The 23,329-nt window shown below is 53.0% G+C and carries 20 protein-coding genes; 7 read left to right on the forward strand and 13 right to left on the reverse strand.

Features of this window, described 5'->3' with window-relative positions; translation table 11 throughout:
- Positions 1 to 27 precede the first annotated feature (27 nt).
- The 3 genes from DKB71_RS35215 to DKB71_RS35225 are packed head-to-tail and all read right to left on the reverse strand — an operon-like array spanning position 28 to position 3,386.
- Positions 28 to 1,269 (reverse strand): hypothetical protein, encoded by a 1,242-nt coding sequence (locus tag DKB71_RS35215; RefSeq protein ID WP_408601217.1) that lies wholly within the window; start codon positions 1,267 to 1,269, stop codon positions 28 to 30.
- Positions 1,266 to 2,963: an ATP-binding protein gene (locus DKB71_RS35220; RefSeq protein WP_408601218.1), complete on the reverse strand. Its 1,698-nt coding sequence runs from the start codon at positions 2,961 to 2,963 to the stop codon at positions 1,266 to 1,268. The genes DKB71_RS35215 and DKB71_RS35220 overlap by 4 nt, the downstream gene beginning before the upstream one ends.
- Before the next feature lie 18 nt (positions 2,964 to 2,981).
- Positions 2,982 to 3,386, reverse strand: coding sequence for a hypothetical protein (locus DKB71_RS35225; protein ID WP_408601219.1), 405 nt, complete (start codon positions 3,384 to 3,386; stop codon positions 2,982 to 2,984).
- Between the two features lie 54 nt (positions 3,387 to 3,440).
- Here DKB71_RS35225 and DKB71_RS35230 point away from each other — a divergent pair, with 54 nt between their 5' ends.
- Positions 3,441 to 4,019: a hypothetical protein gene (locus DKB71_RS35230; RefSeq protein WP_408601220.1), complete on the forward strand. Its 579-nt coding sequence runs from the start codon at positions 3,441 to 3,443 to the stop codon at positions 4,017 to 4,019.
- Between the two features lie 450 nt (positions 4,020 to 4,469).
- Here the strand turns inward: DKB71_RS35230 and tmk are convergent, their stop codons facing one another.
- The 4 genes from tmk to DKB71_RS35250 form a co-directional block, all read right to left on the reverse strand.
- Entirely contained in the window at positions 4,470 to 5,114 is a 645-nt protein-coding gene (gene tmk / locus DKB71_RS35235) for a dTMP kinase (protein ID WP_408601221.1), read from the reverse strand.
- Positions 5,115 to 5,213: 99 nt separating this feature from the next.
- Positions 5,214 to 5,843 (reverse strand): hypothetical protein, encoded by a 630-nt coding sequence (locus DKB71_RS35240; protein ID WP_408601222.1) that lies wholly within the window; start codon positions 5,841 to 5,843, stop codon positions 5,214 to 5,216.
- Positions 5,844 to 5,950: 107 nt separating this feature from the next.
- Positions 5,951 to 6,586 carry a hypothetical protein gene (locus DKB71_RS35245; protein WP_408601223.1) on the reverse strand — a complete coding sequence of 212 codons (636 nt, stop codon included), beginning with the start codon at positions 6,584 to 6,586 and terminating at the stop codon, positions 5,951 to 5,953.
- The gene (locus tag DKB71_RS35250; RefSeq protein WP_408601224.1) at positions 6,577 to 8,919 is read right to left on the reverse strand and encodes a patatin-like phospholipase family protein; all 2,343 of its coding nucleotides are present in this window, start codon (positions 8,917 to 8,919) and stop codon (positions 6,577 to 6,579) included. The genes DKB71_RS35245 and DKB71_RS35250 overlap by 10 nt, the downstream gene beginning before the upstream one ends.
- A gap of 420 nt (positions 8,920 to 9,339) precedes the next feature.
- Between DKB71_RS35250 and DKB71_RS35255 the strand changes: the two genes are divergently transcribed.
- Positions 9,340 to 9,732, forward strand: a complete 393-nt coding sequence (locus tag DKB71_RS35255) for a histone-like nucleoid-structuring protein, MvaT/MvaU family (protein ID WP_408601225.1) — start codon at positions 9,340 to 9,342, stop codon at positions 9,730 to 9,732.
- Positions 9,733 to 9,768: 36 nt separating this feature from the next.
- Here the strand turns inward: DKB71_RS35255 and DKB71_RS35260 are convergent, their stop codons facing one another.
- The 4 genes from DKB71_RS35260 to DKB71_RS35275 all read right to left on the reverse strand — a co-directional run bounded on the left by DKB71_RS35260 (position 9,769) and on the right by DKB71_RS35275 (position 12,892).
- On the reverse strand, positions 9,769 to 10,623 hold the full coding sequence (locus DKB71_RS35260; protein ID WP_408601226.1) for a hypothetical protein: 855 nt from the start codon (positions 10,621 to 10,623) through the stop codon (positions 9,769 to 9,771).
- Between the two features lie 120 nt (positions 10,624 to 10,743).
- Positions 10,744 to 11,082 (reverse strand): hypothetical protein, encoded by a 339-nt coding sequence (locus DKB71_RS35265; RefSeq protein ID WP_408601227.1) that lies wholly within the window; start codon positions 11,080 to 11,082, stop codon positions 10,744 to 10,746.
- A gap of 65 nt (positions 11,083 to 11,147) precedes the next feature.
- Positions 11,148 to 11,933 carry a hypothetical protein gene (locus tag DKB71_RS35270; RefSeq protein WP_408601228.1) on the reverse strand — a complete coding sequence of 262 codons (786 nt, stop codon included), beginning with the start codon at positions 11,931 to 11,933 and terminating at the stop codon, positions 11,148 to 11,150.
- Between the two features lie 5 nt (positions 11,934 to 11,938).
- Positions 11,939 to 12,892, reverse strand: a complete 954-nt coding sequence (locus DKB71_RS35275; protein WP_408601229.1) for a hypothetical protein — start codon at positions 12,890 to 12,892, stop codon at positions 11,939 to 11,941.
- A gap of 125 nt (positions 12,893 to 13,017) precedes the next feature.
- On the opposite strand from DKB71_RS35275, the gene DKB71_RS35280 reads away from it, so the two are divergent.
- The 4 genes from DKB71_RS35280 (at position 13,018) to DKB71_RS35295 (ending at position 18,981) form a co-directional block, all read left to right on the forward strand.
- Positions 13,018 to 16,374 carry a DEAD/DEAH box helicase gene (locus tag DKB71_RS35280; RefSeq protein WP_408601230.1) on the forward strand — a complete coding sequence of 1,119 codons (3,357 nt, stop codon included), beginning with the start codon at positions 13,018 to 13,020 and terminating at the stop codon, positions 16,372 to 16,374.
- A 585-nt stretch (positions 16,375 to 16,959) separates the two neighbouring features.
- Complete coding sequence (locus tag DKB71_RS35285; protein ID WP_408601231.1) at positions 16,960 to 17,532, forward strand: hypothetical protein; 573 nt, start codon at positions 16,960 to 16,962, stop codon at positions 17,530 to 17,532.
- Positions 17,519 to 18,412, forward strand: coding sequence for a prepilin peptidase (locus DKB71_RS35290; RefSeq protein ID WP_408601232.1), 894 nt, complete (start codon positions 17,519 to 17,521; stop codon positions 18,410 to 18,412). The genes DKB71_RS35285 and DKB71_RS35290 overlap by 14 nt, the downstream gene beginning before the upstream one ends.
- Before the next feature lie 230 nt (positions 18,413 to 18,642).
- Positions 18,643 to 18,981 carry a hypothetical protein gene (locus DKB71_RS35295; RefSeq protein WP_408601233.1) on the forward strand — a complete coding sequence of 113 codons (339 nt, stop codon included), beginning with the start codon at positions 18,643 to 18,645 and terminating at the stop codon, positions 18,979 to 18,981.
- A 53-nt stretch (positions 18,982 to 19,034) separates the two neighbouring features.
- Here the strand turns inward: DKB71_RS35295 and DKB71_RS35300 are convergent, their stop codons facing one another.
- Positions 19,035 to 20,072, reverse strand: a complete 1,038-nt coding sequence (locus DKB71_RS35300; protein ID WP_408601234.1) for a dUTP diphosphatase — start codon at positions 20,070 to 20,072, stop codon at positions 19,035 to 19,037.
- 21 nt (positions 20,073 to 20,093) lie between these two features.
- Complete coding sequence (locus DKB71_RS35305) at positions 20,094 to 20,453, reverse strand: hypothetical protein (RefSeq protein ID WP_408601235.1); 360 nt, start codon at positions 20,451 to 20,453, stop codon at positions 20,094 to 20,096.
- A 237-nt stretch (positions 20,454 to 20,690) separates the two neighbouring features.
- On the opposite strand from DKB71_RS35305, the gene DKB71_RS35310 reads away from it, so the two are divergent.
- Positions 20,691 to 23,234: a hypothetical protein gene (locus DKB71_RS35310; protein ID WP_408601236.1), complete on the forward strand. Its 2,544-nt coding sequence runs from the start codon at positions 20,691 to 20,693 to the stop codon at positions 23,232 to 23,234.
- Positions 23,235 to 23,329 lie beyond the last annotated feature (95 nt).

Here is a 23,329-nt window from a genome sequence, read left to right on the forward strand (position 1 = left end):
AACCTCACAATCTTGTTGTAAGCCATTTCAGACCCCCAGCTCTTGGGTAAATATCCTTGCCTGACCCACTAGCGATGCCTTGGCCTTCCAGCTCACGTCATCGGTCATCTCGGACATTGCAGCTGCCAAATCTGCTGGCAGTGCGCGCTTAAAAAGCGTCTGGGGAGGTATGCCATGAAATAACTTTTCAATGTCTACCTTGAGCGTATCAAAGGAGTCGCCCATAGGTCTCCTCCATTGCATCTCTTTCGCAAGCGAAGCCACCTTATCGATGGGGTTCAGGCCAGCACGGTAATCATCAGCTGTCAGCTCAACGCCGGCGTCTTTGGCTTGGCACAACAGGCTGGCCATACCGGTCATCATGCCCCACAGCTTGCCCTGCCTGAGCAGCTCTACAGGCTTGTTGATGGAGTCAATGTTGAAGGTGTCGAGCGCGAACCTCACTGCCGAATTCCAATACGCCAGGTTGTTGGCCTGGTTGAGATGCTCGCAAAGCGCCTCAGAGCTCTTCCAGAAGCTCATGACTGCCTTATTTAGGCTCACGGGCCCCATCGTCCCTTTGCCGGCCTGTACGCGGCTCAGCAGCTCCAGCTGGAGGGCTATGTCGCCACCTCGAGTTGGAACCATGATGTCAGGGGCGTCTTTGGCAAGAACCTGCTTAAGCGAATCAGACATTCCCGCATACACGACCTTAAACAGATCGAGATCCTCAGTCTTCAAAAGCGTTGTGGCAATAAAGGGCATATGAAATGCATCTTTGATCAGATGCTCATACCCGCCGCCAGGCTCCATTGGCCCGGCGTTCAGCGGCTCAGCCAAGACCTGTGACAGGCCCTGACGCACTGGCGACTCGAGCCACTCAGCCGGCTTCATGCGCTCCATGGCTTTGGTGCTGGTGTGCACCGTCAGCGACATCGAGTTCTGGAAGCCCACCAGGTCATCCTGCGACTTGGGGAAAGCTGCCGGGAAGCTCTCCATGGCAAACCTCAGAAACTCAGCCGCATGGCGCCCCTCCCCCAGTTCTACTAGAGCGCTGCACAGGAAGAATGGATCGAGCCTTCCCTCAGAGCGATGCTTGGCGGAGGTTTCATGGGCCTCCAGCTCTGGGTACAAAGCTAGGGCACGATCATAGTTTTCAGCAACCGAGATCGGCGTTTCATTCAGGCGCCACATGACATCACGCGCCAGGGCCAGACCCATTTCAGTCCTGAGAGGGTCGTTCATCAGGGCCGGCTGGCCCTGGCTACGCTCTTCTTTGCGGGCTGTCATATGGAAAGCTCTCCCTGGTACTCGTTGTGCTCTCTCCTGGCGGGGGCTCTACGCTTCTCCTCCACCTGTGGCGCAGGGATGGTGAAATCCACCTCGGCAGCCGCTTTCTTGAACGCCTTGACCAGGGTCATTTCCCCGATCTCATCGCGCATGATTCGACGCAGCTTGAACTCACCGGTGGTGAAGGATTCGCCATGGTGGGAATGCATCACGTGGTTGAGTTCGTGGTGCAGCACGTCAATGATGTCAGGGATCTTGAACCCTTCTTTACGCACCATTTCAGGGTTCAGCATGATACTGATGCGGTTATTTTGGGTGTCTTTAGCGTTCAGTCCGACAACAGAGCCGTAAACGAACCCAGGCTGAATCAGCAGATCATCCTGGAAGAATTGCCCCTTGGCATCCATCTTGATCCCAAGTGCAGTCCGGTAGCTCTCGTTTTCCAGGAGCACGCTCATCATCTTGCTCCAGCCGGCAGCGATCTTCGCATTGCGCTGCAGGCTCATACTGCTGGCGATCTGCGCGGAATGCGTGTGCGCGTTCTCCCTGCTCGTGTCGGAGTCGGAGAATTTCACTTTGAAGTTCGGCGGGTACCACTGACTTGGGATCTTGCTGATCTTATCGTCAAGCTTGCTTTTGATGTCCTTGACCTTGTCCAGCAGCCCGGTGAAAGGATGCATGGCGTCGAGCGAGCTGATTTCATCGGCTAGCGCGTTCAACTTTTCCATCACGGAGCTTGCGGTCATGTTGAGGGACGCAGCCTGCTGCATTACCTCGTCCTGCTCCGCCTTGGATAGGGACTCGAATCTTACCGCCCGCTCATTCAGGGTCAGATCGATATCCCCGCTGAGCTTCAACTTCTCGCGGTCGTTTGCAAGATCTTGCATGATCTTGTTCAGGATCTCGGTCTTATCTTTGCTCAGCGAATCCCGGTTGGAGGTCAACATCTCCAAGGAATGCCCTTTTAGCTCAAGAGCCCCGTGGAAAGCTGCGCCATCAGTCCACAATCTGGACTTAAACATCGCGAGTCCATTCATCCTGACCCAAATCGTGGACGTGGATGAGTAAGTGCTCTCGTAGTCGCCGAACGTAAGGTGCCCCAAAGCGGTTTCAAGTTTGTAGGGCTGAGGGGTTTTCTTGGCGGTGAGCGTCTCGCCGTTCAATGTGACTTTGATGTCTTTGCCGAGGTTGGAGGCTGATACCAGCTCGCGTAGGGCCTCTTCCATGCTCCAGGCGCTGTTATCCTCAGTCGTCATCTCGACTTCAAGGCGTACACCCTTACGGACGTCAGCGACTTCCTTCCAGCCATATTTGGCGGCGGTGCCCACGACCTCGAGGTTCTGAGTTTTGATCTTGTAGTTGAGATGCGCAAAGGCCAACAGAACCTTGGCATACCCGAAGCCACCGGTATTCCCATCCTCTTTCTGGCTCCCGCCCATCTTGAGGAACACGTTGATCAGGACATCCTGGTTCATGCCCTTGCCGTCGTCATCACACACGACCAAGAGCTTTTTAGCGTCATAGTCCTGCTTGATCGTGAAATCGATGTTTTTGGCGCCAGCATCACGAGAGTTTTGCAGCGCTTCACGGGCCCATGCCAACTTGAAGTCGTTGTAGGAGAGCTTCTCCTTTACGAAGAAGTCGCCTGGTAGCTGAATGGTGCCGGCCTGGAGTTCGGTGTCTGGGGTATGCATTTACGGTTTCTCTTATTCTTATGGGCTTGGTGTTTGGTCTTTGGCCGGAGGCAACAGGCCTGAGGAAGGATGCTTTTCGATGAGCTTCAGGTGGCGCTTATCAAAGGCATCGACCGTGAACCCTTCTTTCTCTGAAAACCCAATCGTGAAGGTTTCCGCGACAAGCCCTTCGAAATGCTTTTCAGCGACTCTGGGCGCTAATTGATCTAGCACCTCCTGAATCAACCTAGCCGGATCCTGAAGTCGTGCCAATAATTGCTCTTTGTTGTCAAATCGAAGCCGGTACGCGACCGATTCCGAAGACACAACCTCACCAGGTTTCCAACGCTTCGAGAAATGCTGTGTGAATTGGATGAAATGGGGCTTTCTCCCATAGTCAAAACCGAAGTGTGCCATCACCGGTGCTGGTTTGATCGCCATCATGGAGTCCTCTGTATTACTCTATTCTGAAGAGTGAGCCCATAAGGAATCAAGGAATTGACGGACTTACCGAGAGAAACTGGTGATGAGCTTAAAGCCTGCATCGCCGCGACAGCCCTTCTTGAGTCTGTCTTGCGCGGAAACTCCCGTAACCTGCTGGTCATGATGGACGAGGTTTATGAGGCCTATGGCGCAACGTACCCTATGTCCCCGGTCGCCAGGGTCATGCTTAAAGCCAACATGGCAAGGGCCATCCTTCATCAGTCGACGTCCGGCTCATACCGTGAGCGGGGTATCTTGCTCTGTGGCGAGATCTTGAGCATTCTGAATAGACACGACGCCTTTGACTCGGCCCGTGGCGCCCTTTCCACTGCACAACGAGACGAGTTGAAGCGTGCTTGCGACCTGATGGTGCGGGTCGGCCTCTCACAACACGATTATGTCTTGAATGAGCTCTCCATCCACCCACACATGGAGGAAAGTTCGGTGCTTGTTGAGCAGGCCCGCATAGAGCGAGCAATAGCGCCGAACATTGGATCGCCACAAATGCCCGAGGCGTTCAAAGCCGCCCACCGGGCGTACAAAAGTCTACAGAACAACGGGCCGAGAGTTGAGGCCCTGGGAATGGAGAGGTAAGGATGGACGGGAAGCGCCAGGATCGACTCGCAAAGCTTGTGCCGAAGGTAGGGCCGGATGACGCAGGGAAACTCTTAGGTGAGTCAGGTGAGTGGCGCAACTTCGCTCGCCGCATACAGCGCCACCCTGCGATCCTGGAGGAGTTAAAGGCACGCCAGGCCCACCGGTGCCCTGTATGCAATTGCGGCCTTGAGGGGGCGCTGACGATCCATCACGTGTCGTACATCAACCGATGCGTTACCACGGACACTATTGAGCTCACGCACGCTACTGCTACGCGCTCCGAGCGGACTGTTAAGGCACCTCCCTGTGCCGGGTGCCCATCCATGGCCCGCTGCCTTGGCTTCTTGGCCCTCGTTCATAACGCGTGTCACGTAAAGATTCACGCGCATGAGAGGGTTCTAAAAGGAGTCGCTACTTCATCGCAGGGCGATGCCTGAGCCGTACGCTTTAAGCGGGCAGTTGCAGAGCTTCAGTCAGAATTTTGAAGATGTCCTGGTGGACTTTCTCGATTGGCTGCTCTGCATCGATGTTGCACCAGCGCTTGTGGGTCGCCGGCGTTTCGTTTCTCGAGATGCGCAGGTAGTTCTCCCGCACTTGCTTCATGAACTCAAAGCCGCGAAGTTCGAACTTATCGAGTGCAATGCCCTTGGCCACTCTCTGCTCTGCCATGCGTTTTACGCTGGTCTCTGGGCTGATATCCAGGAACAGCACCAGATCGGGCTCGAGAAGGTAAGGCTGGCAAATGGCATGAACCGCCTCCAGCTCAGTTTGAGTTTGCTTCTGGTAGGCGAAGGAGCTCGCATAATAGCGTTCGCTCAAAACATGGCTACCGTTTTCGAGCGACGGGATGATCAGGCTCTGGGTGTGATCGCAGCGGGCACCGTAGAAGCCCATGACCTCGCAGATTCCTGGCGTAACGTACTCTTTCGATGTTACTACCGCTCTCAGCGCTTCAGCGTAAGGCGTGCCGCCCGGCTCACGCGTGTGCACAACACGCTGACCTTTCGAGGCCAGGAAATTCATAATGGCAATTGATGCCTTTCCTTTCCCGGCTGCTTCGATGCCTTCAAGCACAATGAGTTTGGACTGCATGACTGATCTCATATTCTGATTTGGTTTGTGCGCGACCTTCCTGTGTCGTATGCGGATGAAAAAAGGGCCTGGAATCCAGGCCCTCTTCGCAAGAGAGGTTTAAACCTCTACTGGCTCGTCAGGCTCGCCAACCGAACCGGCTGGGGCAAACAGCTCGACCAGGTTCTTTTCTTCCGGATCTTCAGCAACCGGCGCCGGGGCAGCTGCGGCCACCACTGGAGTTGGAGTGTCGATGATCGCGGCTGGGATCAGTGGCTTGGCTTCACCATCCAGTTCTTCATCGTCGTCTTCTGCCGAGATCTGGATACCGATCAGGTTGGACAGGTCGCCAGATTCAGTCAGATCCTTCATGTCGGTCGGGATCTTTCTCAGGCCAGCAGCCAACGCTTCCAGCGAATCGGCAATGGCCAGGTTCGAGTGAGCGTAGGATTCTTTGTAGGACACGATGGTAACGATGCCGATACCCTCGATGCGAGCACGCATGGTGATACCGTTGGCGTCCTTGCTGACCTTCAGGCCGTCACGGCTGCAATCGATCCAGGCGATGCTCGGAGCCGGCGCGAAGCGGATTTTGACCTTGGCCTTTCCGGCGAGCGAGGCTTCGAAACCGTCGACGTGGGGCTTCATCAACGTCAGCAGAGTTTGCTCGTCCGGTGCCATGGTGCTGACGGCGGCGAAAACGCTGGTGATGATTTGCCACTGCTGTTGCTGCTGCTTATTGAGATTCATCGTGGGTATCCAGGAGGGTGTATGCAAAGGCCTAAGGGCCAGGTCTTAAATTGGTATCAAAACCGAGCCGATATTTTCACATATATTGACAGGCCCGGCTAGGAAGATCAGGTTTCGATAAACCATCTGATGGGGAGTGCTTTCATCGCGATGCAGGGGCCGGATTGCATGGTGACTACCTGACCCATATTTTCCAGGGCTTTGGTAACCAAGCCCGCACCAGCAAGGGGATGAGCAATACTCGAAAAGCCGGCGCCGAGGATGTATCGAGAGTGGGCTTCAATTTCCAGCTTACTGCCGATGAGCCAGGCTTCGCCACTGCGTCCGAGGGAGGCAATCATAGTGTCATGAAGCTCAAGAGCCTCTTCCAGCGCGCCTGGCTTCCATTGGCAAAGCACAATTTTTTCTGCCGGGACTTTCAGTTCATCATCGATGGTCATGAATTGCCAGGCGTTGGATACAGCTTCGGCCTGGATAATCCAGTGTTCCTGAGGCTCACCATCGGCGTTTAGCCTCGTGGTGAGTCTTAACGTACCGTTCAAACTGACATCGTCAGGAAGCTTGTCCACGAAGATGACCACAACCTTTTCGGCGCCAATCGGGACAACCCCGGACAACCCAGGAAAAATCCTGTGAGTCATGATCGGGGCGCCAGCAATGGGGGAATACAGCGGGTCGGCGGCGATAAAGGGGCTCTGAAGCCCCTTGGCAACCATTAACCCTTGGTCATTGATTAATTCCACGTGTAAGCCTCTTCAATCTTACGGCGCATGGTAGTGGTCTTAGCCGGCGTGGGCAAGATGCGCCCAAGCAAGACCGAGCCCAAATTCCAATCATCATATCGACCATCGGTAAGGGAGGCAGTTAGAACGTCAGCATCCATCAGCGCCTGGGAAGGTAGGTTGAAGTTCGGCTTATGCCCCCTCTCCTCCAGCAGCTTATTCTCAATCGTGGCCAGGCTGATCAAGCGCCCCATTGCGAATCTGAGGTGTTTGTCAGCATCCCAGCGTAGGAGCCCGTGAGCAGCTTGTACGCCTGCCGCATGAAGCTTATCTCGCTCGCCCACAGGGGCATGGAAGTCACCTGTACCCACTGTGCCAGTGTTGATGAGCCCGATGTTCTCCATAGTCTCAAGCGAAGGCATGTAGTTCGCACGCATGAGGTTTTTGATCGCAGAAGAGGCCAGCGAGCCCATGACAGCGCCAGTGCCACTCTTCATTGAGGCAAATGGATGCAGGATGCCATCCTTGACTTTCGAAAGCTTTCTGGAGAAACGCTCTGGCTCGAAGTGAACATCGATACCCACCGGCGTGGTGCCGTTACGTGCCAGCTCCTGTAGGGCTTCGTTCTCGATATTGTCTTCAAGAGCGGAGAGCATGAACCCGATAGTGTTCTCTCTCACCTCCTCCTGAGTTTTGTAGGCATCCGCGAACATTTTGTGAGGAAAATTTGTCGTCAGACCGCCATCGACCAGTCGCATGTTGTCGACTTTCATGGCCTGGAAGACGAATGGGAGGTTCATACTGGCCCTGACAGCCTTTTTGATTGGCATGTCAATATAACTGTGATGTTCAGAGGATGCTCGAACGAAAACTGGCTTAAAATCGCCGCCGTTATCGTAGTCACCGGTGCCTGGATCTGGCTCGCGGGCCACTGTGAATTCTTTGTCACGAGTCAGCTTACGCTTAATGTTGCTAGGGGTGATCGGGTAGTAACTGTCGGTTACGGCTACGCCAAACTCCTTAAAGCCGTAGTCGGGATTCATTTCACCCAAGGCCTTGAGCTGGGTGAAAGTGATATTGCGCATCTCCGTGAGCGTTCTGATCGGAGGATCAAGCCTCTCGAGGTGGGCATTGCTCACCTGTTTCAAGCGTTCCTGGATGATGTCCCCGATGAAATCTTCGACAGAGTCGCTGTTCTCGAGCGCATAAGGTCGTTTTACCCTGACACAGGTCAGTGCAGCCTGGAATGCTTCGCTACGACCCAGCAAATCATGGAAGCCTAGGGCTCCTTGCGCAATTTTCTTTGAGTGCAGGTACTTATTGAATTTGCCCATGGCAATGTCATAAATTTCCTGCAGGCTCATTTTGCAAGTAGGGTGCTTACCCTCCTCGATCAGCCTAAGGTCTTGTTGGACTCTTGAGTCTCCCCAGTGAGTCCAGGTTTTCACCGACTCCTGGGAGTGATGCGCAAGCTCTGGCAAAAGGAATTTGCTCGCGAACTTGGACAGCATATTGCCTTCGTGCCACTGGTGCTCATCGAGACTCTTGGATGAGATGGCATCGACAAGCTTTGTCACTGCCTTGAATTTTACAGTGCTCTCTGCGTAGAACTGAGCGAACCTCGAATGCTTCACGATCTCGTGAATTTCGCCGGCTGAGTAACCCAGGGCAATTGGGAGCCCCATCAGGGCACCTGCGGAGGTACCGCCAATGCGCTTAATGCCTTTGAGTAGGCCTGTATCCTCCAGAACTTCCACAATCCCGGAATAAGCCATGCCCTTGGCACCACCACCTTGAAGTATCAGAACCTCTGGTTGGCGGCGATGACCGTGCTCCATGTCGTATTCAAGGCGCTGAGTCATTTGCTCTGCACGCTCGACACTTTCCCCAAACATCCCTTCCAGATGCTGCGTTATGGTCTGGGATTGGTTCATTTCTGTAAGTGTTGGGTTTGCTTTCTGCGATGTTTGTGCAACGACGATCTGAGCGCGCCTTAAGTGAAGGACTAGATCGTTGAAATCGTTGAGGATGTGCTTGTCCCCTTGCTTCAGTCGTGCATGAAAGCGTGAGAAAAGCTCGTCACCTGGAGAGTAATCAACGGACGGATCACGATGCTGTCCATGCACTCTATCGATAGAACAAATGTCGTGGATCGCGTTGTTATAGATCCTTGCTCGATACTCAGGATTTTGTAGGGTAGAAATGATGCCTGGGGCAATGTCATCAAGCGCAGCGATCAGCTCGTTTTCAGCTTTAGAAATGAAAACAGCCAACTTATGGGTCGTGTACTCTTTCAGGTAAGTAAGGAGAGCGTGCTGACGAGCTTTCTGGACTCGCTCTAGGATATCTGCCATGAAATGCCTCAAGACCCGGTTTTTGTTATTTGAATATTAATGACACGGGCCATTAGAGTGAAGCAAGCACCCAAGCGCCAAAATGAAGCACTTTAATTGATAGCAAAATACTGGTTTTCGGAGCTGTGAGGCATGTGCATCCATCCTGAAATTAGAGACCTCAAACCTAAATGAGAAGCAGTCTACAACTCCCGCAGAAGCACCTTAGCAGACTAGCAATTACGACAGACCCAGGCCTCAGTGCCGGTGATTGGCCACCATTTTGATGTTAAAAAATGCCAAATTACTCGCCTATTTCAACAAAGTAACTTTCCTGCAATAAAAATCACAGGTCATTCTCTGCCATTCATTTGACACTATTTCGCCTCAATCCTATATTTACAGCATCTATCATAACGCCATGTATTTGGAGTTGCTGCAATGAGAAGCCCAATAGGAAATTTGAACTCGCTAAAGGCACAAAGGGATGCCTTGTCAAGACGTATCGACAAACTTGAGAAAGACAACGAGATAATCACCAAATTTGCACAGAAAGTCATGACTGAAGCCAAAGAGCTTGGTATTTCAAAGCGCGACCTTGCTCTAGCGATTGACCCAGAATTAGACCGTAACCGTGGCTCTAAAGCAGATAAAATTGCTGATCTGATTACCGACTCAACCAAACGTGCGCCTAGAAAAGTGAAGTGCTACACGAACCCACACAATGGGGAAAAAATTGAAACAAAGGGTGGTAACCACAAGGGCCTGAAAGCCTGGAAAGACGAATACGGCGCCGCCGTAGTAGAGACTTGGGCCAAGTACGTACAGAGTTAGCCAAATTGCAGAGGGCTGCGTGTCAGCCCTCTGCAGTTATTTCGCGTAGGGGTAGATCGGCAGCGTCTTAATCAGAGGCTCTTCGGCAAGTTTTTTGTCTGAGCGCGTGCCGCGATTCGTTCTTTTCCAATCATCTTTCACAGGCAGCGAAAGCGTGTGGTTTATTGCCTCAGGTCTCTCGTTGAGAAACAATATAGGCAAGAACATTGGAATGGTTTTAGTGAGATTTGATTTTTCCCTAAAGATGTTGGCTTTATAATAACCAGCCAATGGCGTCACCTTAGCTAGAGTTTGCCCTTTAGGAAGTCCCTCAATAAGATCATAATCGGCCTGATAACCATCACTATCAAAACCAAGCGATTCAAGCTCAGCGAGAACTTTTTTGCGTGTCATTCTCTTGATGCTTTTACCACCAGACGAATAGGAAAACCCTATGGTATGAGGCTGGTAGTCAAGCACTGGAATATGACGATTGCAGAGTCGAAGAGAGAGTCGACCAAGCCCGAGGTCTGACAAGGCATTGCGAGTTACTTTGTTTTTCCAGGCTTTGGATGGCGCATCATCACCCCGCCCTTTGACGCGGTCTTGAAGGATCTGGACTGCGGCCTTAAATCTATCCTTGCAGAGATTCACGTGCTGAGCGAGCGCCAATACTCGCTCATCTACACCAATCGCACCGATACAAACGGTGGTGTGCCGGCCATCTGCAACACCTGAGTTCCACAGGTTTCCAATCGCTGATGCTGCATGCTCAACACCAGCGTCACCCGTCAAAAACTCGCCTGGGGATGAGGCAATGAAGGTTTGACTCGTGTGTTTGAGTTCATCAGTTAGTTCGACCAGAGCCAGCTGCAACTGATCGTAGCTATCCTTCAGCAATATGATTTCCAATTTTCTACCCTCAGCTCCAAGCTTCGGGCCGATCCTAAACTGGAAATCTCAATTTGTATAGCCATAGGCCACAAACGAAAATGCTCGACCGAAGTCGAGCATTCTGTGACATCACATAACTCAGCCGTAGGCTCGAGCGATATCAGGTACTTCGCCGGGGATGATTTCCTCGCGCATAAGGGTCAGAGCATTCGAACACTTAAGCCCGATCCTTGCTGTGCCCTTCGGAGCTTCTTCCTGCTGTTGACCTGCAACCTCAGTCGTGAAATGACGACGGCCAGTTGCGGTTACTTCTACCAAAGTGATCATCACGCCTTCACGTGCAGCGGCAAGGATCTCTTCATCGGAAGCTTTTGGATTAGCGGTAACAAAGATACGCTCACCAACTCTACGAGAAAGCACCAGGCCAGCACCAGCGACAGCTGTATTTCCCTCAATTTTCACTTTTTTACGATTCACGGCCTTACTCCTGCCTAGTAATTGGGCCGTATCTTGACAGAAAAACGAATGTTGGCAATACATTTCTATTGTTTGGTCTCATCACCCTCAGAAGCTGGCTTTTTGGCATTCTTTGCAGGTGGGCCGCTACGAACCGTTTTCTTCATCCCTGGCCCGGTTCGCTGCCAAGGTTTCGCGTTCGCCTGCTCTGCTTCAATCCGGGCTCTTGTGAGCATGCTTTTGGCTTTTGACCCAAGGGCTACAAGCATGTCCTTGTGTGAATGGTCTGGAGTGATGATTGCTAGTTGTGCGCAAACGGTCTGGATTTGGTCGAAGTCATCAGCGAACCACACCACCTTCTCCATGTAGGTGTAAACCGACACAATCCAGGCCTCATGACTCATTTCATGAAAGATAGCCAGTGCCTGCATCGACTGTTTCAGCTTAAGGAGCCCGTCTGCACTCAAGAAGCCCTCAAGCCTCGCCCAGAAGCCATTCGGGATAGGCGCAATGAGCGCAGCCGAGCGAAGCATGGCCACGAAATCCTCACCGCTGATCAATGATTTCTCAAACCGCTTCAGGGCAAACTTTAGGGCCTCTGTGTGGATCTGCTGAAGACTGGTTGGAATGCGCCCATTGAGCCCATTACGTGCAAGCCTGCAAATCTGATCGAAGGCGCAGAACCTTGCCCTGACGGTCAATTCTGCGAAGAGGCGATCCTCCTGAACATTGAGAAGCTCGGCCCTCACATCACCCAGTAAAGGCTCACAGGCTACAGGCTCCTTCCATGGGTACGCATAGACGTAATAGGCCTTCCTTGACCTAAGGATGAGCGACAGATCAGCGTCTGTATAGGTCACCAAATCAAACATCGAGCTTACCTCGCGGTTTTTTCGGTCTCCCAGACAACAGGGATGGCCGGTTCCATATAGTCCTGCCTGCGGCTGCTTTGACTGCCCGGCAGGCGTGTTAACTCTTGATGTGATTCAGGCTCGGGTTCCACTTCCAATTTTGGAGGTTGCGCCCCAGAACATTCGTCATCAATTGACATGAATTTGAAGGTTGGCCTGAACGTGCACTCAATCCCGGCTTTTCTGAGCCTACTTTCGGCGGTTCCGCAGGTCAGGATAGGCTTGGCGTCGTCTTTTACGCTGACTAGGCCGTAGACAACGTGAGAGGAATCCCTGGTATCACGGGCGAATATGGTGAAGTCCTGGCGCAGCTGGGCTTCAACCTGTTCTTCCGGATTCCCGCTGTTAACGACACATATGGCGAAGATGCCTGGTGGGATTTCCTTGTGCACGCCGGCGTCGGCCAGCAGGCTTGCTATGCCGATTACCAGGCGATCAACCTGCAGGATGATGAACTCTTTGAAGGCTGTTTCCAACTGATGCGTTTGCAGGATGTTCAGCGTGTCTTCTGTGGAGACAACGTTGCGATCATCAGAAAACTCAAACCGCTCTACCTTGCGCATCTGGCGCCAATCGCACCTAAGGCCAAGCTCGGCACCCAGATCTACAAGCCCCTGGCGAACGCCTGTGCGCTCACAGAGATAGGACTCAACCTGAACCGAATAGCTGATGCGCCCCATCGTGAATCCGATATTGAGCGAAAGCGGATACTCGTCCGGGATATTGAAGTTCAGGCTCAAAGTCCCGTAATTGCCCATACACATGGCGTCTTCAGGCCTAGGCAACACGATTTGCCTCGGGTCTTTTCCGCTCACGACTGCGGTATGCAGGTCGCTGTAGGACTTACGGTGAAGTGATTCCAGAATACCGCGAAAAATAGCCTCTCGGAGCTGCTCAAACGACAGGGCAATTGCGGACATTACAACCTCGCATTTTTTCTTTTTATTTAGCCATGTAATCCCAGTTAAATCCAGTGTTTTGACCTTGCCATGATATCAATTTATTAGTATACTTTTTGCCAATAGCCAGCCTAACAATGGGAAGCATGATGCTCTGGTTCGATATTAAAGGCGCTTCACGCGCTATCGCTTACGCGAATTACCATGCAGTAAAAGGCGGATTGATTATCACCGCCAATGAGCAGGACGCTAAAACACTTCGTCAAGAAATGGCTTTCTTTGAGCCTAGTCTTGAGGGACGTTTGATTTATCTTCCTGATAGCGAAACTCTGCCATTCGACCTTCAGAAGGCCCCTGCTGTCATCATGAGTCAGCGGGCGCATGCTTTTAATCGCCTCGTAAGTGGTGACGCCTCCAACTTGGTAGTGATCCTGTCAGCAAGTAATTGCATGCGTATCATTTCCGGGCCATCGTTCTGGACAGGTCAGGTTAAACATCTGACCCCAGGCGTAAAACTATGCGACTTCTTCGGTGATCGACTTCCACAGTCCCTGAGTGCGATGGGTTATGAATATGCCCCACGTGTAAAGAGCCCAGGTACTTGGTCTCGTCGCGGTCTGGTGCTCGATATCTACCCAGTGGGTATGTCCATTCATGATGGTATTGCCGAGCACATGGCAGTCCGCATCCTGATGAACCACGATGAAGAAATCGTCAGCATTCGAAAGCTCGACACCCTGACTCAAGAATCCACAAAACCGGTTATTGAGCAATTTGATCTCTTCCCTAACCGGGAATACGCAATCACGAAAGCATCCTGCGAGAGCTTTCGCCGGGCTGCGTTCTCTGCGCATGAGGAGCCTAGGTCGACCGAGAGTTACAAGTGCGTCAGTCGCCAAGAGGATCACCCTGAGCTGGCTTCGTGGATCGCGCTCCCCAATACCGACTACACGAATGTGTTGGCCATTGCCCCTGGCGACTCCGTCATTTTTGATGGTGACGCTGAGGCAGCATTCCAGCGCCAAGCCACTCTCGTCGAAAGTCGTCATCTCGATGTTAAAGACGACAACAGCCGGCTGTGCCCTCCGACTCACTTCTCGTGGTTGAGCCCTGAGAGCGTCCATGAAGCACTGAAAGGTAAGCAGTATTGCCGCCTTGAGCGCACAGGCGGCGCCAGCGGCATGGAGCGACCAGGTACACTGAGTGCTGCGGTCGGCCTGCTGAAGACCATGCTCTCTGATGGCGTCCCTACTCTTTTCGTCATGAAGAGCCAGGTTCGCATGCGCAACATCGGCACTATCTGCCGCATGTGCGCACACCCTGCCTCTACGGTGCCTAGCTTCAACGCATTCCTCGAGAACCCTAAGGGTGTGGCGTGCACGCACGGTGACCTCATAGAGGGCTTCTCAGACCCTCTGATCGGCTATCGCGTTGTAACCGAGCCAGAGGTTTTCGGTACCACAATTGAATCTGCCGTTGAGGAAGAGCTGGGCGCTCACCAGCGTAAAGTCATCCTCCAGGGTCTGGGTGATATCCAGATCAACGATCCGATTGTTCACGCTACAAACGGTATTGGCCGATTCCTGGGCTTTGAAGTGCTTGATCTAGGTACTGGCCTGGAGGATCTGGTTAAGATCGGCTACGCAAACAAGATCACTGCGTTTGTTCGGGTGAATGACCTTGATTTGATCTCTCGTTATTCGGGCGCAGAGCCTGAAAAGGCCCCGCTGACCAAGCTCGGTGATGAGGCCTGGATGAAAGGCCTGCACATTGCTCAGCAAAGCGCTTTTACAGCCGCCCGCGAACTCATTGCCATGCGTAACATCCGTCAGCGCTCTACCGGCGTTGTGCTGGATCCGCCAAACGAGCGTTACGTTTCTTTCTGCGAAACCTTCCCTTACGAAGAGACCAAAGATCAGAAGCGCACCGTCATCGACATCATCGAGGATCTGACCTCCGGCAAGCCGATGGATCGCCTTGTCTGCGGTGACGTTGGCTTTGGTAAGACAGAAGTTGCTATGCGTGCAGCATTCCTGGTCTCCAGCCAGAAGCACCAGGTCTCCCTGCTTGCCCCGACTATCCTGCTTGCCCAGCAGCACTACGAAACCGCGTGCAAGCGTTTCGAAGACACGCCAATCAAAATCATGCTGGCGGATCGAAACTCACTTTCTGCGAAAGAACTGAAAGCCATCAAAAATGGTGAAGTCGACATCTTGATTGGTACTCACCGCATCCTTCAGGCTGACGTCGAGTTCAAAAGCTTGGGCCTGATCATCGTCGATGAAGAGCACAAGTTTGGCGTCAAACAGAAAGAACTTCTGCGCAGCATGCGTGGTAGCAAGCATATGCTCGCGTTGGCCGCGACCCCAATTCCCCGGACTCTGGGCATGGCAATCTCGAAAATTCGTGAGATTTCCATCATCGCAACTCCGCCAGCAAGTCGGCTTTCTGTACGTACACTGGTGCGTCCACATAGCAGCAGCGTGATCCGTGAAGCTTTCGCCCGTGAGATGTCCCGCTCGGGTCAGATTTTCTACCTTCACAACCGCATCGAAGACATGGATGAGTGCGTTGCCGTCCTGCAAGGGATCGCTCCGCAGGCCCGCATCCGTAAGCTTCACGGCAAGATGAGTGCCGATGAGCTGACCAGAATCATGTTTGCCTTCCGCAACCATGAATTCGATGTACTGGTGAGCACAACAGTGATCGAAGTAGGTATCGACGTACCTAACGCCAACACCCTGATCGTAGAGGACGCGGATAATCTCGGCCTGGCGCAGCTGCACCAGCTTCGTGGTCGGGTTGGGCGGTCTAGCACCCAGGCTTACGCATACCTTCTTAACTCCGACCGTGAGGATAAGGTCAGCAACCGCCGCCTGAAGGCTCTAGAGCGTGCCAGCAACCTTGGGGAAGGTGTTCTGGTTGCCCGTCACGACATGGAGATCCGTGGTATCGGTGAGATTCTGGGTGATGAGCAAAGCGGGCACATCCACAACATCGGCTTTACGCTCTACATGCGCCTACTGGAGCAGGCAATCAAGGCCATCGACCGTGGTGAAACCAACCTTGATAAATCGATTATTCTGAACCATGTCAACATGCCGATCTACGGCAAGATCCCACCTGAGTTCATGCCTGACAACGGCGAGCGCCTGACGTGGTACCAACGAATGATGTCCAGCGAGTCGATCCAGGAGATCAATCAGAACGCCAACGAGCTCCAGGATCTCTACGGCTACGTGCCTGGTGAAATCTATGAGCTCAAGCGCTCTATCTCCGAACACATCGCCGCTAAGCGCTGGTGCATCTCGTCCCTGAAAGACGTCAAAGAAGGCGTGCTGATCCAACTTCACAACGAGAACGAACTCAGTGGCTTCATGATCGTTCTGAGCCAAACCTTCAAAAAACGCTTCAAACCTGCGGAAAAAGAACGCACTTTCATTGTTGAAAATGCGAGCATCAGTGAAGTCGCCGACGCCATCCTAGCTGGCACGATGGTCTAACTACATGGATAAGCCACGCACTCTGTTGAAGAGTCGTGGCTTCCAAAATGGGTGTCGATGATCATTCGCGGCAAACTGGGTGAGGATATATCCCGCATCTAGTTGATCATAATTGTAACGAATGAGCTTATCCCGCATTTTCATAACTGCGCCGTGATAGTCTTCTTGCAAATATGCCTTGGAAGTTCCTGCTGTGTAATAAGCGTCTGAATCAGACATAGATACTTCTGTCGAAATGCGTATACTGCGCACCTCTTCGCCGTAACACCGGAAGACGCCTACTAGCGAAAGGAATGCGGCGTCCACCACCAGTGACTCCCCTGTCACCTCCAGTGTAAGGTCTCCATCGCTAAGCTTCGTGCCTGGCCTGAAGCCTACAGGGCGTGAGGCCTTTACCAGCCACTCAGCCATAGCATGCCAGGCGCAGTTTGTGAACAGCTTAGAGCGCGATGAGCCCAGCTGGTTCGTCTCTTCAACGATGTATCCGAGCTTCAACTGTGTTGGAATCATTGAATTTATACCAATTATTGTTGACACTTTCGGGGCATCTGGGTATAAAACGGTATATTACTTGGATTAGAGATAATGCAGCAGTTCTCTCACACTAGCACGGATTTTAACATTCATACCACCGTGGCGGTGGGCAGGAAGCTTATGACGATTAAGGTCGGGGAGCTTGCTGCAGCCGAATTCTACCACGACGATTTCCACGGCATTATCAAGGATATCGCTGACCCCCTGGTACTCTCCACGATCCTCGATTTCGACCGTGTGAGCGTTTGGGACATGCCCCTGGATGAGGGTGGGATGTTCGACAGCATCTGCAGCTACTTCAAGGAAAACGACTTTGAAGTCCTGGCTGAACTGCTTGAAGAAAACAAGGCTCGCATCTTCGAAACAGGCATGCCGGCGCTGGCTGAACAGTGGGATGCAAGCATCCAGGAACTGCTTTACACACGCGCTGCTGAAACCGGGAAGATTCGTACTCCTCGCCAGGAGAAGCACTTCGAACTCGTCCTGCGCAAGGCGAACCCACTGCGTCATCGAAATTCACGGCACCCGCTTGCTAAGCATTTTGTCGCAAATGTTTGGCCTGAACTCCACCAACAAATGAGATCGCAGCTTTCGACCCCTCAGGTGAGAAATGGCTCTTTTTGATCTGCCGCTGTACGAAGGGCTACCCTTAGGTTACACCGTGTTCTTTGTCTTGATTGGTGCGGTTATCGGTAGCTTTTTCAACGTTTTAGCGCTTCGATGGCCCGCCTATCAAATTGCTAAAAATGACGGTGAAGCCGCACTCTGGATGTGGTTGAGGGACTTGAAGCGTCAATCGCTGAAATTCAAGTCCCCCGTCGAAATGCCATCCCTGATGTCGGGCAGGTCACACTGCCCACACTGCAATACCCCAATCCCTCTGTACCTCAATATCCCCATCGTCAGCTGGCTAATGCTTCGCGGCAAGTCACTTTGCTGCTCTAGGCCAATCAAATTCCAGTACCTCGCTTTTGAGCTGATCGGCGCCATCATTTTTGCTTCAATAGCCATGACGGTAGGGCCTTCGATGTACGGCCTTGTTCTTGGTTGCGCTCTCATGGTGCTGTGCCTAGCTGCCTGGATAGATGCAACTGAGGGATTCATTCCAGATGGATTGTTGTTCAGTGGCTTAATACTTGTCTACACGTTGGCAATGGGCCCGCATTGGATAAACGTAAGCCAATCGTTTGCTTTTCACATGACGTCATTTTTCGCCATCATGATTCCCTTTAAACTGATCTCCTTAGTTCGCGGTCAGGACGGAATGGGCTATGCAGACTTTCACTTGATAGGCCTGTGCGGCGCACTTCTTGGGCCAAAGATTGGGTGGATGGTAATCCCCGTGATTCCACTGCTGATCGCTACTTTTTTTGTATACAAATCTGGTCTTATCAAACGCGGGCTATTTGTTTCTATTGTTGGTGAGTCAGGAGTTCCAGCAGGGCCTGCAATCGTTCTCTCCGCACTAGGCATTACCGCGCTCATCGTGACTGGCGTGCTTTAAGAATAAGGTTCGTTTCAATCACTTACGTGCAGGTCATCCAGGGCCAGTGACCTGCACGTTTGGCTCCATCTGCAATATTCGTGGCTTCATTTGCCATAGCAAATGCCTCAGTGAACCTCGCGCCCGCCTTTTCCAAAATCCAATATTGCCAATCTATTGCCTTGAGCATGCTTGAGGCACCTCTGCGGCTCTGCAATAATCGTCATGTATTGCCACCCGCCGAGGTCACCATGAAAAAAATCATTGCTACTGCGCTCCTGTGTCTGTTCCCGCTGTTTGCTATGGCGGACATGTCCTGCCTGGGGATCAAAAACTACAACGATCCGACCGGTCAGAAAGAAGAACAGACCAAAAGCGGCTACGAGGAAAATCAAAACCCTGCAGCTGACCTGTTGGGCTGCTTTTCGAGCGTGAAGGATGGGCTGGGCGCCGGCGTTGTCAAAGGCGAATGCGGTTGCAAGCAAGCCGTTAAAAAACTCTGCTCGTTCAACGTCAAAAAGAAACGAGTGTCGGCCTCTGGCGGTGCGGATAAGGCCTGGTGCGCGGTGTTTGCACCCTGGGCGATCTGACCAGATTTGCGATAGAAAAAAGGCGCCAGAGGCGCCTTTTTCATTGATTGCCGTTAGGCCTGGCCACCCAGGGCCAACTCGACGTAGCAATCCTTCAGGCGAGCGTAGAGCACATCCATGCCCTCCTCCTCCGTCCAGGTCTCCATCAGGTCTGCCAGGTAAACGTTGTCTTCACGCCCCATCCAGATCTTGATGTAGGTTCCCTGCTTGTCCCCGTTATGCTGGCGGAACAGGTTCAGGACGTTCTTGGCCGCGTACATGCGATACAGGCTGGCAAAACTCAGGCCGATGTCCTGCATGATCCGGCGATACAGCTCGAAGTTGATTTTACGAGCGCAGCACAACGCAACCATCAGATCCATACGCTGGGCGGCGTCCATGTCATCGAAGGTGTAGCTCTGGCCGTCAAACTGGATCGTGGAGGTGCTATCACTCCACAGCGACAGAAGTTTGAGTCGGGCGGCTTCAGGCTCGTTTTCGGCGCGGGCGATCTCGCTCAGGAGGAAGTGGGCCATGTCGACCACTTCAAGCATCATCTGCTTGATGTCCATCTGCGACTTGAGAGCGGCTTTGAATTCTGGCGGATCTTCTGCGTTGATTTCAGGGCACGCTTCGTCAGGCAGCACCTTGCGGCAAACAGCACGATACAGAGCAAAGCTGACCCGGCCCTGAGCACACAGACCCATCAACAGATCCATCAGCTCCAGTCCTGGCATTTCCTGAATCTGGTAGGTCGTGCCGTCAAACACAATTTCAGTCGGCTCTTCGTCCCAGCTTGCCTTCAACGCCGCAGGCGATGTGAAGGTGGAAAGCATTTCAGTCAGAATGCGCTTGAGATCGGCCTTCAGCTGCTGCTCGTCTCTGGATGCTTTCTTCCACCACTTGTAGTTGGAGTGCTCAATCAGCTTGCTGCATTCCACCATGGCAGATCGCAGGCCGTGATGCTCGTAGTCGTCAACCAGCTCAGCGCATTCGACAGCCGCAGCACGCAGGTAGCTGTGGCGGTTGGTACGCCAGGCAGGATCGAAAACGTCGTTCAATTTTTCTTGGTACTGCAGCATCGTGCCGAGCATAGGGTGGTTCAGAGACATTGTAGGGGTATTTCCTGTAGGTTAATTTGCTGGTTTGTACTGATTTTTAAGCGCAGTCACTCTCGCTTTAAGCTGTGGGTTCTCCGGAATGTTCGGGGCCAGGATGCGCAGACCCTGGGTGACGTCCCAGTTGGTCAAGAGCATTGCATGGAAGGGGATGTAACCATTGGCCACGTAGACCTTGTACAGGTCATGGGAGCCATCGATAGGGGCGACGTAAGTCATGACCTTTTCAGCATTGGTCATGTCTTCAGGGCTGAGCTTCTGCATCTGGCGCGTAATCGGGTCACGCATTTCGATTTCGGAGACGGGGGTGATGACTTCGGCAAAGCTGCTCATGGAAAGGCTGAGCAAAACCGACGCAAGTAGGATTTTTTTCATTGGTCTCGCGGGAACCTCAAGAGCATTTGAGGTAGGGATAGCCTGGCAGTAAATGCCCCAACCCCGCCCCTCCTTATGGAAGCTATCTTGTGATCAAGGTCGAAACCCACAAAGGGCCGACCTTCTGAGAAGAATTACAATATATTGTCTAGCCCTCGAAAGGTCAATCCGTCAATTTACGCCAATTGTTTATTGGCATAAACTCACTTTTTCCCACGGAAACCCATAGGGGTACCAATGCTCGAATTCTTCTCGCGAATTCTGCCTACAGGGGTTTTGTCTCCAAACCGCAGGGGTCTTAAGCGTTACACCCTCGAAGCCAAATACGTAGCAACCCAAAGCCGCTCGATGACTCGCATCCCGTCCGAGTCTCTTACCCAGAATTTCCAAAACCTTCGAGGTCGCACAGACAGGGAAGCCCTGCTGCTCGCGTTCGCCATCGTTGTTGAGCTGTCCGACCGTTTTCTGGGGATGCGTCCCTATGAAGTCCAGATCGTAGGCGCCTTGGCGATGTGCGATGGCCAGATCGTTGAGATGGCCACTGGCGAGGGCAAGACCCTTACCGCTGCCTTAGCGCTGGCCTGGCATGGGCTTCACGGCTGCGCCCGTGCGATGACGGTCAACAGCTACCTAGCCAAGCGTGACGCCATTCGGCTTTCGCCGCTGTATGAGGCCCTGGGGCTCTCTACAGGCTACATCAATGAGTCGATGGGTAAGGAGCTGCGACTCCAGGCCTATCAATCCTCTGTCGTCTATGGCACGTCCAGCGAGTTTGTCTTTGACTACCTCAGAGACAACCTGGTCTACGACTACAACCAGCTGCTGCAACTGACACATGGCTTCATCATCATCGACGAAGCAGATTCCATTCTGATCGATGAAGCCCGCACCCCGCTGGTTCTGTCCGGGGAGGGCACGCTCGACGTAAGCCTCTGGACGGATCTCAGGGATTTTGTGGCCACCCTCTCCTACCAGGCGGTGAAAGAGGACACTCGCACGCAGCTTGAGCGCACGCTGCTCGATAAACACGAAATCGGTTCAGACATTGGTATCGATAACAAACACCAGGACGCCTTCGTCTCTGAGCAGGCTATCTCTAAAGTCGAAGAGTTCTTCATTGCCAAAGAACTGATCGCAACAGCAGCCGAGTTGTGGCAGCCATCGAAGTCTTACCTGTGGCGGGCATTGATCGCCTCGGTTAAAGCTCGTCTGCTTTTCCACCGCGATAAAGACTACATCGTGCGCGATGGCAAGGTCGTGATCATCGACCAGGAAACCGGGCGGCTCTCCAAGGGAAAGCGTTGGGGTGAAGGTGTGCACCAGGCGATTGAGTGCAAAGAACAAGTCGCCATCTGCGCTGAGACCATCGAGCTTGGCCGCATCGCACTGGCCAACTACATGAGCCTGTACAGCACCGTAAGCGGAATGACCGGCACAGCAGCAACCGTGGCAAAGGAGATCCAGGATCTCTATGGGCTCAACGTCATTCCCATTCCCACACACAAGCCGCTTATCCGTAAGGATCTTTCTGACCTGGTCTTTACCACCAAGGAGGCCAAGCTCAACCAGATGGTTGAGGACGCCAAGGTGATTCACGCGACCGGACAGCCGATCCTCATCGGTACCGGCAGCGTTGAGGACTCCGAGATCCTCTCCGCCCGATTCACAGCTGCACAACTGCCGCATAGCGTGCTTAACGCCAAGCAGGACGAAGCAGAAGCCTCTGTCATCGCACAAGCTGGCCGTTTGGGCGCGATCACCATTGCTACCAGTATGGCTGGCCGGGGAACGGACATCATTCTGGGTGGGCATACGGCTGTCCTGGAAGACGAAACGCCTGATGAGGTCATCACCTCCCAGCGCCAGCAAGTATTGGATGCTGGAGGGCTGTTTGTGATGGGGTCGGAGCGACTTGATGATCGCCGGCTGGATAAACAGCTCGCAGGTCGGTCAGGGCGCCAGGGCGATCCTGGTACCAGCCAGTTTTATGTATCGCTCGAAGACCCGCTGATGCAGAATTTCGGCGGAGACACGCTTAAGGCATTCTTCGGTAGGGTCGGGGTTGGTGAAGGCGACAGCGTTCAACACAGCATGGTTGATAACGCGATCTTGAAGGCTCAGCGGCTCAAGCAGTCGATCTACTACGATTCTCGCAAGAACGGACTTAGACAAGACTCCGTGATCGATATGCCCCGCAAGGTTATCTACGCCATCCGCAAGCAAACATTGCTGCTGACTGACGAAGAAGCGCTGGCGCTGATCAAGGAACAAGTCGGCCCGAACGTAGATCGACTGCTCGCCGTCTATTGCGACGACTTCGTCACTCAGGAAAGTGATTGGGATCTGGATGGGCTCAAAGCCAAGCTCCAGCAGTGGGGACTAGCCGGCCATTGGTTCGACAATCTCTACGGGATGTGTGCCGGCGAAATTTTCCAGGAGAAGCGCCTTCGTGATGAGTTGAACAAGTGGATCAACTTCGACCTGACTGCGCGGATTCCACAAGGCATCTCGAAGGACGCTGACGCTTGCAGGCTATACCACCTGATGGCCATCGACAATCTGTGGCGTGCGTTCCTTGAAGAGTCGGAACTGATCCGTACGGGCATTCACCTCCGTTCTTTTGCCAACGAAAAGCCGGATCTTGCCCTCAAGCGTGAGGTTTATAAGCTGTTCCAGAAGATGCAGGATGAACTGCCGGTGGTAACACTCGACTTCGCCTATGGGTCTATCCGCCAGGCCGAGATGGAGCTCGACGCCGGGCAACCAACAGAAGCCGCGTAATTCTCCAGGCAGAAAAAAGCCCAGCATCTGCTGGGCTTTTTCACTTCAGATGTTAAACCTGTTCTTGCTTTTTACGCAGGAACGCAGGGATATCG

The sequence above is a fragment of the Pseudomonas sp. PLMAX genome (assembly GCF_046042685.1).
Classification (GTDB): Bacteria; Pseudomonadota; Gammaproteobacteria; order Pseudomonadales; family Pseudomonadaceae; genus Aquipseudomonas; species Aquipseudomonas putida_AE.

Excerpts from the sequence above, each read along its gene's own strand:
- DKB71_RS35215 (WP_408601217.1), bottom strand. The coding sequence starts at position 1,269 with ATGACAGCCCGCAAAGAAGAGCGTAGCCAGGGCCAGCCGGCCCTGATG.
- DKB71_RS35220 (WP_408601218.1), bottom strand. The coding sequence starts at position 2,963 with ATGCATACCCCAGACACCGAACTCCAGGCCGGCACCATTCAGCTACCA.
- DKB71_RS35225 (WP_408601219.1), bottom strand. The coding sequence starts at position 3,386 with ATGATGGCGATCAAACCAGCACCGGTGATGGCACACTTCGGTTTTGAC.
- tmk (WP_408601221.1), bottom strand. The coding sequence starts at position 5,114 with ATGCAGTCCAAACTCATTGTGCTTGAAGGCATCGAAGCAGCCGGGAAA.
- DKB71_RS35240 (WP_408601222.1), bottom strand. The coding sequence starts at position 5,843 with ATGAATCTCAATAAGCAGCAGCAACAGCAGTGGCAAATCATCACCAGC.
- DKB71_RS35250 (WP_408601224.1), bottom strand. The coding sequence starts at position 8,919 with ATGGCAGATATCCTAGAGCGAGTCCAGAAAGCTCGTCAGCACGCTCTC.
- DKB71_RS35255 (WP_408601225.1), top strand. The coding sequence starts at position 9,340 with ATGAGAAGCCCAATAGGAAATTTGAACTCGCTAAAGGCACAAAGGGAT.
- DKB71_RS35270 (WP_408601228.1), bottom strand. The coding sequence starts at position 11,933 with ATGTTTGATTTGGTGACCTATACAGACGCTGATCTGTCGCTCATCCTT.
- DKB71_RS35275 (WP_408601229.1), bottom strand. The coding sequence starts at position 12,892 with ATGTCCGCAATTGCCCTGTCGTTTGAGCAGCTCCGAGAGGCTATTTTT.
- DKB71_RS35280 (WP_408601230.1), top strand. The coding sequence starts at position 13,018 with ATGATGCTCTGGTTCGATATTAAAGGCGCTTCACGCGCTATCGCTTAC.
- DKB71_RS35285 (WP_408601231.1), top strand. The coding sequence starts at position 16,960 with ATGCAGCAGTTCTCTCACACTAGCACGGATTTTAACATTCATACCACC.
- DKB71_RS35290 (WP_408601232.1), top strand. The coding sequence starts at position 17,519 with ATGGCTCTTTTTGATCTGCCGCTGTACGAAGGGCTACCCTTAGGTTAC.
- DKB71_RS35295 (WP_408601233.1), top strand. The coding sequence starts at position 18,643 with ATGAAAAAAATCATTGCTACTGCGCTCCTGTGTCTGTTCCCGCTGTTT.
- DKB71_RS35300 (WP_408601234.1), bottom strand. The coding sequence starts at position 20,072 with ATGTCTCTGAACCACCCTATGCTCGGCACGATGCTGCAGTACCAAGAA.
- DKB71_RS35305 (WP_408601235.1), bottom strand. The coding sequence starts at position 20,453 with ATGAAAAAAATCCTACTTGCGTCGGTTTTGCTCAGCCTTTCCATGAGC.
- DKB71_RS35310 (WP_408601236.1), top strand. The coding sequence starts at position 20,691 with ATGCTCGAATTCTTCTCGCGAATTCTGCCTACAGGGGTTTTGTCTCCA.